The organism is Arthrobacter sp. TmtSoilC51 (genome assembly GCF_055388015.1).
Genome location: NZ_AP035877.1, coordinates 3791197 through 3803532, shown reverse-complemented (window position 1 = coordinate 3803532; position 12336 = coordinate 3791197). Strand labels below are relative to the sequence as shown.

The 12336-nt window shown below is 61.9% G+C and carries 13 protein-coding genes; 12 read left to right on the top strand and 1 reads right to left on the bottom strand.

Annotated elements, in window-relative coordinates:
- The first annotated feature begins 30 nt into the window (after window positions 1-30).
- The 3 genes from tuf (at window position 31) to ACZ5G6_RS17380 (ending at window position 5785) form a co-directional block, all read left to right on the top strand.
- On the top strand, window positions 31-1221 hold the full coding sequence (gene tuf / locus ACZ5G6_RS17390; protein ID WP_223933983.1) for an elongation factor Tu: 1191 nt from the start codon (window positions 31-33) through the stop codon (window positions 1219-1221).
- A 156-nt stretch (window positions 1222-1377) separates the two neighbouring features.
- Window positions 1378-5634 carry a hypothetical protein gene (locus ACZ5G6_RS17385; RefSeq protein WP_498686837.1) on the top strand — a complete coding sequence of 1419 codons (4257 nt, stop codon included), beginning with the start codon at window positions 1378-1380 and terminating at the stop codon, window positions 5632-5634.
- Between the two features lie 25 nt (window positions 5635-5659).
- A complete protein-coding gene (locus tag ACZ5G6_RS17380) occupies window positions 5660-5785 on the top strand; it encodes a hypothetical protein (RefSeq protein WP_263422332.1) in 126 nt (41 codons plus the stop codon).
- A 26-nt stretch (window positions 5786-5811) separates the two neighbouring features.
- Here the strand turns inward: ACZ5G6_RS17380 and ACZ5G6_RS17375 are convergent, their stop codons facing one another.
- Window positions 5812-7245, bottom strand: coding sequence for a GH1 family beta-glucosidase (locus ACZ5G6_RS17375; protein WP_498686833.1), 1434 nt, complete (start codon window positions 7243-7245; stop codon window positions 5812-5814).
- Window positions 7246-7629: 384 nt separating this feature from the next.
- On the opposite strand from ACZ5G6_RS17375, the gene rpsJ reads away from it, so the two are divergent.
- Genes rpsJ through rplP form a run of 9 tightly spaced genes read left to right on the top strand, consistent with a single transcriptional unit; the run spans window position 7630 to window position 12336 of the window.
- Window positions 7630-7938: a 30S ribosomal protein S10 gene (rpsJ, locus tag ACZ5G6_RS17370; protein ID WP_003803825.1), complete on the top strand. Its 309-nt coding sequence runs from the start codon at window positions 7630-7632 to the stop codon at window positions 7936-7938.
- Between the two features lie 17 nt (window positions 7939-7955).
- A complete protein-coding gene (gene rplC, locus ACZ5G6_RS17365) occupies window positions 7956-8606 on the top strand; it encodes a 50S ribosomal protein L3 (protein WP_026539807.1) in 651 nt (216 codons plus the stop codon).
- A 4-nt stretch (window positions 8607-8610) separates the two neighbouring features.
- On the top strand, window positions 8611-9228 hold the full coding sequence (gene rplD, locus ACZ5G6_RS17360; protein ID WP_223933977.1) for a 50S ribosomal protein L4: 618 nt from the start codon (window positions 8611-8613) through the stop codon (window positions 9226-9228).
- Window positions 9225-9530 (top strand): 50S ribosomal protein L23, encoded by a 306-nt coding sequence (rplW, locus tag ACZ5G6_RS17355; RefSeq protein WP_011775593.1) that lies wholly within the window; start codon window positions 9225-9227, stop codon window positions 9528-9530. Before rplD ends, rplW begins: the two co-directional genes overlap by 4 nt.
- A 29-nt stretch (window positions 9531-9559) precedes the next feature.
- Window positions 9560-10399 (top strand): 50S ribosomal protein L2, encoded by an 840-nt coding sequence (gene rplB / locus ACZ5G6_RS17350; protein ID WP_133202376.1) that lies wholly within the window; start codon window positions 9560-9562, stop codon window positions 10397-10399.
- 12 nt (window positions 10400-10411) lie between these two features.
- A complete protein-coding gene (rpsS, locus tag ACZ5G6_RS17345) occupies window positions 10412-10693 on the top strand; it encodes a 30S ribosomal protein S19 (RefSeq protein ID WP_011775591.1) in 282 nt (93 codons plus the stop codon).
- A gap of 38 nt (window positions 10694-10731) precedes the next feature.
- Complete coding sequence (gene rplV / locus ACZ5G6_RS17340) at window positions 10732-11097, top strand: 50S ribosomal protein L22 (RefSeq protein WP_090817766.1); 366 nt, start codon at window positions 10732-10734, stop codon at window positions 11095-11097.
- Complete coding sequence (gene rpsC, locus ACZ5G6_RS17335) at window positions 11098-11919, top strand: 30S ribosomal protein S3 (protein ID WP_216925088.1); 822 nt, start codon at window positions 11098-11100, stop codon at window positions 11917-11919.
- On the top strand, window positions 11920-12336 hold the full coding sequence (gene rplP / locus ACZ5G6_RS17330; RefSeq protein WP_003803795.1) for a 50S ribosomal protein L16: 417 nt from the start codon (window positions 11920-11922) through the stop codon (window positions 12334-12336).

Below are 12336 nucleotides of genomic sequence, written 5' to 3'. Positions count from 1 at the left end.
CTTCACTTGAAATCGTTCTAGGAGGAACCTGTGGCAAAGGCAAAGTTCGAGCGGACTAAGCCGCACGTCAACATCGGCACCATTGGTCACGTTGACCACGGTAAGACGACGCTGACTGCCGCCATTTCCAAGGTGCTGTACGACCAGTACCCGGACATCAACGAGCAGCGCGACTTCGCGTCCATCGACTCTGCTCCGGAAGAGCGCCAGCGCGGTATTACCATCAACATCTCCCACGTGGAGTACCAGACCGAGAAGCGTCACTACGCACACGTTGACGCCCCCGGTCACGCTGACTACATCAAGAACATGATCACCGGTGCTGCCCAGATGGACGGCGCAATCCTCGTGGTTGCTGCAACCGATGGTCCGATGGCCCAGACCCGTGAGCACGTTCTGCTCGCCCGCCAGGTTGGTGTTCCCTACCTGCTGGTCGCACTGAACAAGTCGGACATGGTTGATGACGAAGAACTCCTCGACCTCGTCGAAATGGAAGTTCGTGAGCTCCTGAGCTCGCAGGGCTTCGATGGCGATGAAGCTCCGGTTGTTCGCGTTTCCGGTCTGAAGGCACTGGAAGGCGACCCGGTTTGGGTCAAGTCCGTCCAGGACCTGATGGCAGCTGTCGACGAGTCCGTTCCGGACCCCGTACGTGACCGCGACAAGCCGTTCCTGATGCCGATCGAAGACGTCTTCACCATCACCGGTCGTGGCACCGTTGTTACGGGCCGCGCCGAGCGTGGAACCCTCGCCATCAACTCCGAGGTCGAGATCGTCGGCATCCGCCCGATCCAGAAGACCACGGTTACCGGTATCGAGATGTTCCACAAGCAGCTCGACGAAGCATGGGCCGGCGAGAACTGTGGCCTCCTGCTCCGCGGTCTCAAGCGCGACGACGTCGAGCGTGGCCAGGTTGTCGTCAAGCCGGGTTCCATCACCCCGCACACCGACTTCGAGGCCAACGTCTACATCCTTTCCAAGGACGAAGGCGGACGTCACAACCCGTTCTACTCGAACTACCGCCCGCAGTTCTACTTCCGTACCACGGACGTAACCGGCGTTATCACCCTGCCGGAAGGCACGGAAATGGTTATGCCTGGCGACAACACTGAGATGACCGTTGAGCTCATCCAGCCGATCGCTATGGAAGAGGGCCTCGGCTTCGCTATCCGCGAAGGCGGCCGCACCGTTGGTTCGGGACGTGTTACCAAGATCATCAAGTAGTTCCTACTTGTAGATCGGCGAACTTCCGGCATCGCCGGCAGCGAGCCAGGAAGAACCCCATCGCTTCTGCGGTGGGGTTCTTCTTTGCTATCATTAATCTATCGATTGGATTAATGCCGTGCAGGTGCTGCGCCCGGCTTCACCCTAGGAGCTTCCATGCTGGGATTCTTGACGACCGGACTCGTGCTCTTGCTTGTCGGCATTATCGGTTTCACAGGCTACGCCATGGGCCTGGTGCGGGGCCGCAGGGAAGGTGCCCGTTCGAGGCCGGCCGCCGGAATGGACGACGCCGCCACTTACCGTTCCGGTTACCTCGCCGGCCATCTGGCTGGCTGGGGGGACGCACTAGGGCAGAGCAGGCCACCCCTAGCGCCGAAGCGCCCAGCGCCGCAGCGTTCACCTGCAGTAGAGCAGCCGATGCCGGTCCAGTTCGCGGCCATGCCTCCGGACTTTCGGCAGACCATGAGAATCGCACCACCTGGTGTGCCGCCGTCGTATGGTGGCGCGCCTGCTCCGCAGCGGGGTCTGGCTCCCACGCCGCATGGGCGGCAATTCCAGCCGACGCTTCGCCAGCCTGAGAGCCCGGAAGCCGCAGCCGCCCGAAAGGAGAAGCGTGACCGGCAAAACATCAACGTCACCCTCTACGTCGCGAGTCTGTTGCTTGTTGCCGCAGGCGCCCTGTTCGTTGGGACCAGCCTTCCGGAGCTCCTTCGCTTTGTGGCTATCTGGGCCATCACCTTATTGTTCTATGCCTCCGGACTGATCATCCAGCCAAGGGTGCCCCGGCTTCGCCCGGCAGCCATAGCTTTCACCGGAACGGGGCTGGCACTTGTCCCGGTTACAGGTCTGGCCATGTATAACTTTGCCCTTCATCACGGCCCCACGGCATGGCTGGTCACATCCTTGCTGGGAACCGTTGCCTACATCTACGCAGCACTGCGCCTGGACAACAAGGTGCTGGCGCTGCTCTCCCTCACCTTCGTGGTTTCCACGGCATGGTCCGGCGTAGCGGTGCTTGGCGGGGCCTTGGTCTGGTACTTTACGGCGTTGATTGGCGTTGCCATTCTCTTGACACTCGGGGCGCTGGTCCGCCCGCGTTGGCTGCCGCCGCTTTATGTCCGCCCACTGGTGATGCTTCATCCGTTTGTAGTGCCTTTGGTGGGGCTCGCGGTGAGCCTGACGCCGAACTTCCTGGCCAAGGGGGAGTACCCCGTGGTCATGCTGATGTGCGGGCTCTACTTTGCCGTGATGGTGCTGGTGCAGTCACGCCAGCACCTGCAGTCACGCCATCACCTGCAGTCACGCCAACACCGATTGCTCAATTTCTACGGCGCCCGCGTCGCCTTCACCCTGGCGGTGCTGGGGCTCGTGTGGGATACAACCACGGATTTAAGCCTTGTTGTGCTGGCTGGAATCATTTGCCTTGGTGTTCAATCACTTGGAGTCGCGTTCGGCGGGGAACGGCTGCTTCCAGGCACGTGGTGGTACGACGCCGTGTACTGCCTCGGTCTGCAACGTGTGGCCACAGTTGTGCTCACGGTTGTGCTTGGTGTGGGAACCTTCCACCTCCCTGAGTTTGTGCCACTCTTCATCGCGATGCCGACTGCCATGGTGCTGGGCTGGAAGCTGGGCCAGGGGGCGGAGTTTGCACCGGCCGCAGTACTGGTTGTGGCAGCACCGTTCGTTGGGTTGTTGGGCGCTTGGCCCGTGACCGCCCTGCTCGGTGTTGCGGCAATGTATTGGTTCCTTCGGGCTACAACCCAGCTGGGGGAACTTCGATACTTCTACGTTCTGGCTGGGCGGGTGGCTCTTACGCTAACCGTCACGGCGTTGGCCGCGGGCGTCCTCACCGATCATCCGGACAGGTCTTCCTACACGATGTTCGTCTTTGTGGCGGCGTGCACCGTGCAGCAGACGTTGAGTGCCGTGCTTGAGCGTACTGGCGTTCGCACCGTGGCGGGGCAGGCATCCCTGGCCGGGTTCGGCGGGGCGGCAATAGCAGGCCTCTTTGCTTTACCCATTTTCGACGCCGCGCCCGGCCGCCCCACAGTGGCAGTTGCTGTGGGCGTGGTGCTTGCCGCCGGATTGCTCTCCGGTTGGTTGGCGTTTCCACAGCGTGGGGACGGTAGTGATGCCCGTTCCACGGGCGATGGTGCCGCGTTGACGTGGCGGCCGACAATGGGGGAGTTCCTGGTTCCTGCGGCCGCGGCGGCCTCGGGCACGGTGGCTGTGGTTGCTGTGTCGTGGACACTGGGGAACCTGGTTCTCCTGGCCGCCGTCACCTACTTCTGCGCCACAGCCCTCCGGTTGCCTGCTTCCCGGCATAGGCAGTGCTACTGGTGGTTGTCGCGGGCCGTAGGAACGGTGTTGGCTGCCTCTGCGTACGCCGAGGCAACCAGGGACGAACCGGGTCTCTATCTGGCTGGCGAGGAGCTTAGCGTTGGCCTGCTTGTCGTCATCGTTCTTGCCCTGCAGCTGATCCTGCCTCTACGTGCGGGCTACGTTGGGAAGCACCTGCGGGCTGGCATTATCGATGCTGGAGTGGTGCTTGCTGGCATGGCCCTGTGCAGTACGTTCTTCACAATGGACGTGGCGCCCGGCGTTCGCGAGGGCTGGCAACCAGGCGCCGTGGCCACCATAACGGCGGCGGCGGCCGTGGCCGTCAGCGCGCGGCTTCGCGGCCACCGGCTGGCATGGTTGTTCGCTCCGGGGGCACTGGTGCTGTTGCTCGCCCTGCGGAGTGGAAATGCCAGGGATGTGGAGCTCCTGCTGGGCATCTTTGCGGCTTACGGCGGCTTCATGGTTGCTGTGACCAGCCAACGCCTTGCCCGGGGTGGATACCTGATTGCGGTGCGGATTCTGTCGGGGGCGTTCGTCACCCTGGTGGTGGCCGACTTCACGGAGTCGGCTGCGGCTGCGTCTCTTACCGTGGCACTGGTCCTCATCCTGCAGTTGCTACTGCAGTTCCTTGTGCAGTCCTCCCTTCAGCGACGAGGCAGCGACGACCCCTTCCAAAAGGCAATAGTATGGGCGATTCCAGGTGCCCAGCTTCTTCTGCCACTGATCTACTTGCTCGCAGCAGATTACGACGGCGGTGGCCGTTGGGTGGTTCTCGCCGAGTTGGCCCTCGTCCCGGTAGCCGCCGCCATTGCATGGCGCATTTTTGGTGCCCGGAGAGCGCAGTACTTCGGAATCGCCGGTGTCACGGCAGGAGTGATTGCGGCTGGCCCCTCTATGTCCTTCCCGGCACAGACGTGGCTGCAACAGCCGCTGCTGGACAGGTACCAAGTGCCATGCGTGTTTCTGGCACTGGCAGTGGCTGCCATCGTTGCCAGGGCACTTTGGCGGCCCGCGACTGCAGGGGCTGCCATGACTGGCAAGGGTTCAGTCTCGAATGTGGCGGAAAGGTGGCTGTGGTTTGTTTCGGCACTTACCTTCACTGCGACCGGCGGGTTGTTCGCTGCGGACACGTCACTGGCGGGTCCTGGTCTTGCTGTCCTGGGTCTTGCAGTTCTGGTGCTGGCATCGGTGCTGTTCGCTGCCTCGCACTTTGAGGGGATGCCGTCCCTCTATTCCGCCGGGGCGCCCGCCGCGCTGGTTGGTGCTGTGACCGCCGTCGACGGTTTATTTGATGGTCCGGGCCTGGGCGCGTGGAGCGCATTCGTGCCGTGGCTGGTTGGCGGCGTCGGAACGGGCGCGGCCATGTACGCAACCGGACGGATGGGCGGCCGGTCCATCACGTCGCAACCTTGGCGGCGGAACGCCCTGGCGATAACGTCGATCATCGGGTTTGGCATAGCAGCGGCCGTCGGCCTGGGGCGGGACCAGACCTCGTTGATGGGTGCAGCCCTCATCCTCGTTTCCGGAGTGCTGGTGGTCATCGAGGTCACGGGAGGCAAGAGGCTGGCCGGAGAAATCACTGCCCTGGCTACACTCGCAGGGTTCCAGCGGGCGCTGCTGTTTGTGGATGGCGGCGCGCCGGACTGGTTCTGGGCGGCGCAATGGTACGTCGTTGCCGGCGCGGTTATGGCAGGGCTGCGCTACATGGACCGGCAACGTTCCGAGGGACAGCTGCGGCTTGCAGTCACTGCAGGACTCCTCTCCTTGACGGCCGTGGGGACAACGTTCATGGGGACCTCGTCCCAACAGATATACGTCCTCGTGGCTTATGTGGTGCTCCTGGTGACCGGGCTCCTGCTGGCTGGGCGCATGTTCGTGTGGTGGGGCGCCATTGGCGTGGCAGCCAGCGTCATGTGGGCGCTGCGCAGTTACGCATTCGCGATGCTGGCGCTCGTCGCATTGGCCCTCATCGTGATCGCCGTATGGCGGTTGAACCGGAAACCCCCGGCAACCGACGACCACTACCCAGCAGGCGAACGCTCAGCGGCATCCAGCCAGGATGGAATCCGCTAACGTTGAACTCAATGAGAGGAGCAGCATGGAATTCCTGATTTTCCTTGTCATCATCGCGGGGATCGGCGGTGCGGTGCTATGGGGCCGTAAGTACTTCCGCAACGAGATCGACCGGGCAAAGCGCATCAACCGCGCCAACAAGAACAAGTAACCGGGGCGGGAGTTAACCCGCGTGGGCTAGGGATCCTGATGGCGGGCCCGCCCCAAGGCCCGGTACCAGTAAAACGAATCTTTGGGCGTGCGCTCCAACGTGTCGAAGTCCACGTGAACCAAGCCAAATCGTTGCGAGTACCCTGCCGCCCACTCGAAATTGTCCAGGAGCGTCCACACGTAGTAACCGCGGAGTTGGACATCCTCGGCGAGGCCGCCCGGCCCTGTAGCCGTCAGCGCGTGGCCAAGATGCTCCGCCAAGTAGCTGATCCGGTTGTGGTCCTGTATGGGCCCATCCACGTGCGAAGGCTCCGGGAAGCTGGCCCCGCCTTCGGTGATGTAGACCGGAGGAAGGGCATCGCCATACCGGTCCTTCATCTCGCGCAGCAGTAAAGCCAGGTGCTCCGGCGCCACCGGCCAGCCGAATCCCGTTGTTTCGTACTCTTGGTAGGCGGCCAGGTGGAACGGCACCTTCGTCATTTCGACCGCCGTGCCGGTGGGGATCTCGGCGGGCCCACGGCCTGCAGCAACCTTGACCGGGTAGTAATAGTTGAGCCCGTAGAAGTCCAATGGCTGGCTGATCAGTTCAAGGTCACCATCCTTGATGGTTCCCAACGACCGGAACCAGGGTTTCATGGGCAGCGGTGGCTTGGGGTACTGGCCCAGCAGGATGGCGTCAGCATATATGCGGTTGAGGAGCACGTCGAAGGACTGGGCCATCAACCGGTCCGAGAGGCTGTTGCTGGCCGGCCGGACGGGGGAGTGCATATTGGAGATGCCGATCTGCCCTTTCACGCCGGCTTCACGCAGGGCGCGTACGGCCATCCCATGGCCCAGCAGTTGGTGATGGGCCGCCGGCAGGGCATCGAACAACAACTGGCGGCCGGGAGCATGGACGCCCAGGGCATAGCCTTGGAGCGTCACGGAAACAGGTTCGTTCATGGTGACCCAATGCTCCACCCGGTCCCCAAAGCGCTCCGCGGCAGCACTGCAATAGATGGCAAAGCGTTCCGCTGTATCCCGATTCATCCAGCCGCCGGCGTGCTCAAGTTCCAGAGGAGTATCCCAATGGAACAGGGTTGCCATGGGTGAGATACCGGCAGCGAGGAGTTTATCGATCAGGCGATCGTAGAAGTCCAGGCCACGCTGGTTGATTCCGCCCTTGCCGCCGGGCTGGATCCTGGGCCAGGAAAGGGAGAACCGATACGAGTCGATGCCGAGTTCCTGCATCAGGGTGATATCTTCATCAGCGCGGTTGTAGTGATCGCACGCAATGGTGGGGGAGTCGCCGTCGACAATTACTCCCGGCTTCTGCGCGAAGGCATCCCAGCCCGACGGTCCACGCCCATCAGCGGTCACGGAACCTTCAATCTGGAAGGCTGCTGCAGCGACCCCCAGTGTGAATCCTGGACGTAGGCGGGCAGCCAAATCTTCCACGGAACCCGTATCCTGGGCGGTCATTCCACTATCATCCCCAGCAGACGGCAGCTGTGGCAATGGCCGCCCGTCCTCCGATTGGCCTTTGGGTTTTATTTCCGGCATACTGGATGAGTTGTTCAAGCGCTTCTTCGTGTCCCGATCCGGATAATGCCGGGTGTCAGGGTCCAGGCTGAAGCCCAAACATAACCCTGAACCCCATGGAATGCGGTCGAGTCTGCGTGGAAATCGCGACACGCCCGACCGCGGGGGTCGGTGCGCCGGCAGGTTGAGGAACCCGGAATATCCGGATTCAGCTTGTGCGGCGTGTGGTGGTAGAACCTCAAACGCTTCGGCGGCCACATCAACAGGTAAGTAAACAGAGCAGCCCTAACTAGAGCAGCACTAGCTGAAAGAGAGTCAGGCGACATGGCGGGACAAAAAATCCGCATCCGGCTGAAGTCATATGACCACGAGGTCATTGATGTTTCAGCGCGGAAGATCGTTGAGACGGTCACGCGCGCAGGCGCAACGGTAGTCGGCCCGGTGCCGCTGCCCACGGAGAAGAACGTTTACTGCGTTATTCGCTCTCCTCACAAGTACAAGGACAGCCGTGAGCACTTTGAAATGCGTACTCACAAGCGTCTGATCGACATCATCGACCCCACGCCGAAGGCCGTTGACTCGCTTATGCGTCTCGACCTGCCTGCAGACGTGAACATCGAAATCAAGCTCTAGGGAGGTGCTGAGAGACTATGACCGCAACCCGTAACGTAAAGGGCCTGCTGGGCACGAAGCTCGGCATGACCCAGGTCTGGGACGAGAACAACAAGCTCATCCCGGTAACTGTCGTCCAGGCTGACTCCAACGTCATCACGCAGCTGCGCAACGCAGAGGTAGATGGCTACGTCGCCGTCCAGATCGGCTACGGCCAGATCGACCCCCGCAAGGTAACCAAGCCGCTGGCTGGTCACTTTGAAAAGGCTGGCGTTACCCCTCGCCGCCACGTCGTCGAACTGCGTACCGCAGACGCCGCATCCTACGAGCTGGGCCAGGAGCTCTCTGTTGAGATCTTCGAAGCCGGCCAGAAGATCGACGTCGTCGGCACCTCAAAGGGTAAGGGCTTCGCCGGTGTTATGAAGCGTCACGGCTTCCACGGCGTTGGCGCTTCCCACGGTGCCCACAAGAACCACCGTAAGCCTGGCTCCATCGGTGGCGCATCCACCCCGAGCCGCGTCTTCAAGGGCCTGAAAATGGCCGGCCGCATGGGCGCCGAGCGTCACACGACGCTGAACCTCACGGTTCACGCTGTTGACGTTGAGAAGTCGCTGCTCCTTATCAAGGGCGCCGTCCCCGGTGCCCGCGGCCAGGTCGTACTCGTACGCACCGCCGTGAAGGGAGCCTAGTTAGATGACTAGCACTGTCAAGGTAGACCTGCCTGCAGAGATCTTCGACGTCCAGACCAACGTGCCCCTGTTGCACCAGGTCGTCGTCGCACAGCTCGCTGCTGCCCGCCAGGGTACCCACAAGACGAAGACCCGCGCCGAGGTTTCCGGTGCAGGTCGCAAGCCGTTCAAGCAGAAGGGCACCGGCCGCGCCCGTCAGGGTTCCATCCGTGCTCCTCACATGACCGGCGGTGGCGTTGTCCACGGTCCGACCCCTCGTGACTACAGCCAGCGCACCCCCAAGAAGATGAAGGCTGCTGCTCTCCGCGGCGCCCTGTCTGACCGCGCCCGCAACGGTCGCATCCACGTCATCGCTGAACTGGTAGCCGGCACCAAGCCGTCCGCCAAGGAAGCACTGGCTTCGCTGCGTGCAGTCTCCGAGCGCAAGAACCTGCTCGTTGTTATCGAGCGCGCCAACGACGTCGCTGCACTCTCCGTGCGCAACCTCGCAGATGTTCACGTTCTGTACGCAGACCAGCTGAACACCTACGACGTTCTCATCTCCGACGACGTGGTCTTCACCAAGGCTGCTTTCGAGGCGTTCGTCGCTGACAAGGCCAAGAACGAGGAGGCCTCCAAGTGAGCGTAACCACCATCAAGGACCCGCGCGACGTCGTGCTTGCACCCGTCGTATCGGAAAAGAGCTACGGTCTGATCGACGAAGGCAAGTACACCTTCCTGGTGGACCCTCGCTCGAACAAGACCGAGATCAAGTTGGCCGTAGAGAAGATCTTCTCGGTCAAAGTTGACTCGATCAACACCATCAACCGTGCCGGTAAGCGCAAGCGCACCAAATTCGGCTGGGGACAGCGCAAGAGCACCAAGCGTGCAATTGTCACCCTCAAAGAAGGCACAATCGACATCTTCGGCGGTCCGCTCGCGTAGCGGAGACCACTTTAACGAGGAAATAAATTATGGGAATCCGTAAATACAAGCCGACTACCCCGGGCCGTCGTGGCTCGAGCGTAGCCGACTTTGCTGAAATCACGCGATCGACTCCGGAAAAGTCGTTGCTGCGTCCGCTGCACAAGACTGGCGGCCGTAACAACTCCGGTAAGATCACCACCCGTCACAAGGGTGGTGGGCACAAGCGCCAGTACCGTCTGATCGACTTCCGTCGTCACGACAAGGACGGCATCAACGCCCGCGTTGCCGAAATCGAGTACGACCCGAACCGCACGGCTCGCATCGCACTCCTGCACTACGTTGATGGCACCAAGCGTTACATCATCGCTCCTAACAAGCTGGCTCAGGGTGACTTCGTCGAGGCTGGCCCCGACGCTGACATCAAGCCGGGCAACAACCTGCCGCTGCGCAACATCCCGGTTGGTACCGTTATCCACGCAGTTGAACTGCGTCCGGGTGGCGGCGCCAAGATGGCACGTTCCGCAGGTGCTTCGGTACAGCTCGTTGCAAAGGAAGGCCGCTTCGCCCAGCTGCGTCTGCCCTCCGGCGAAATCCGCAACGTTGACGTGCGCTGCCGCGCAACCGTCGGCGAGGTCGGCAACGCCGAGCAGTCGAACATCAACTGGGGCAAGGCCGGCCGTATGCGCTGGAAGGGCGTTCGCCCGACCGTCCGTGGTGTAGCCATGAACCCGGTTGACCACCCGCACGGTGGTGGTGAAGGTAAGACTTCCGGTGGACGTCACCCGGTTAACCCGAACGGCAAGCCCGAGGGCCGTACCCGCCGTCCGAACAAAGAGAGCGACAAGCTTATTGTTCGTCGCCGCCGTACTGGCAAGAACAAGCGATAGGAGCCTGGACACATGCCACGCAGCCTGAAAAAAGGTCCTTTCGTTGACCAGCACCTCTTTGTGAAGGTCGCACGGGAAAACGATAAGGGCACCAAGAACGTCATCAAGACCTGGTCCCGCCGTTCGATGATCATCCCCGACATGCTCGGGCACACGATCGCCGTACACGACGGACGCAAGCACATTCCGGTGTTTGTCACTGAGTCGATGGTCGGGCACAAGCTCGGCGAATTCGCTCCCACGCGGACATTCCGCGGCCATGTTAAGGACGACCGTAAGGGCAAGCGCCGCTAGGCGCCTGGCTTTACGTCTTAGACGAGAGAAGGAAAGCAATGGAAGCCAAGGCTATTGCGCGTCACATCCGCGTAACGCCTATGAAGGCCCGGCGCGTCGTCAACCTTGTTCGTGGTAAGCAAGCGAATGAGGCTCTGGCAATTCTGAAGTTTGCCCCCCAGGCAGCTTCGGAGCCGGTATTCAAGGTACTTCAGTCGGCAATGGCCAACGCACGTGTCCTCGCGGACCGTGATGGCGTTGCATTCGACGACAGCGACCTGTTCATCAGCGAAGCATTCGTTGATGAAGGCCCGACCATGAAGCGGTTCCAGCCGCGTGCCCAAGGCCGCGCCTACCGCATTAGGAAGCGGACCAGCCACATCACCGTGGTCGTCGCAACCCCGGAGAAAGAGGAGGCTCGCTAAGTGGGACAGAAAGTAAACCCGCACGGGTTCCGACTCGGCATCACCACCGACCACGTTTCGCACTGGTTTGCTGACAGCAACAAGGCCGGACAGCGCTACAAGGACTTCGTCCGCGAGGACATCAAGATCCGTCAGCTCATGTCCACTGGCATGGAGCGCGCCGGTATCGCCAAGGTTGAGATCGAGCGCACCCGTGACCGTGTCCGCGTGGATATCCACACGGCACGCCCGGGTATCGTCATCGGTCGCCGTGGCGCCGAGGCAGACCGCATCCGCGGCGAGCTCGAAAAGCTCACTGGCAAGCAGGTTCAGCTGAACATCCTCGAGGTCAAGAACCCCGAGATGGAAGCACAGCTTGTTGCCCAGGGCATCGCTGAGCAGCTGACTTCCCGCGTGGCTTTCCGCCGTGCGATGAAGAAGGCCATGCAGTCCGCACAGCGTGCGGGTGCCAAGGGTATCCGTGTTGCTTGCTCGGGTCGTCTGGGTGGCGCGGAAATGTCCCGCTCGGAGTTCTACCGCGAAGGCCGTGTGCCCCTGCACACCCTCCGTGCGAACATCGACTACGGCTTCTACGAAGCCAAGACCACCTTCGGCCGCATCGGTGTGAAGGTTTGGATCTACAAGGGTGACGTAACCGCCAAGGAACTGGCTCAGCAGGCAGCTGCTGCTCCGTCCCGTGGCCGCGCAGGAGACCGTCCGGGCCGCCCGGGTGGCGACCGCCGTCGTCGTAACGACCGCCCGGCCGCTGACGCAGCACCGGTTGCTGCAGAGGCTCCGGCCGCTGAAGCTGCTGCTCCGGCAGCAGAAGGAGGAGAGGCTTAAATGCTTATCCCACGTCGAGTCAAGCACCGTAAGCAGCACCACCCGGGTCGTTCCGGCGCTGCAACGGGTGGCACCAAGGTCAGTTTCGGTGAGTACGGTATCCAGGCCCTGAGCCCGGCATACGTGACGAACCGTCAGATCGAGTCCGCCCGTATCGCGATGACCCGCCACATCAAGCGTGGCGGTAAGGTCTGGATCAACATCTACCCGGACCGTCCGCTGACGAAGAAGCCTGCTGAAACCCGTATGGGTTCCGGTAAGGGTTCTCCGGAATGGTGGGTCGCAAACGTCAAGCCGGGCCGGGTTCTCTTCGAACTCTCCGGTGTCAATGAAGAGGTAGCTCGCGAGGCCCTGCGCCTGGCAATCCACAAGCTCCCGTTGAAGGCACGCATTGTGCGTCGCGAAGGTGGTGAATAG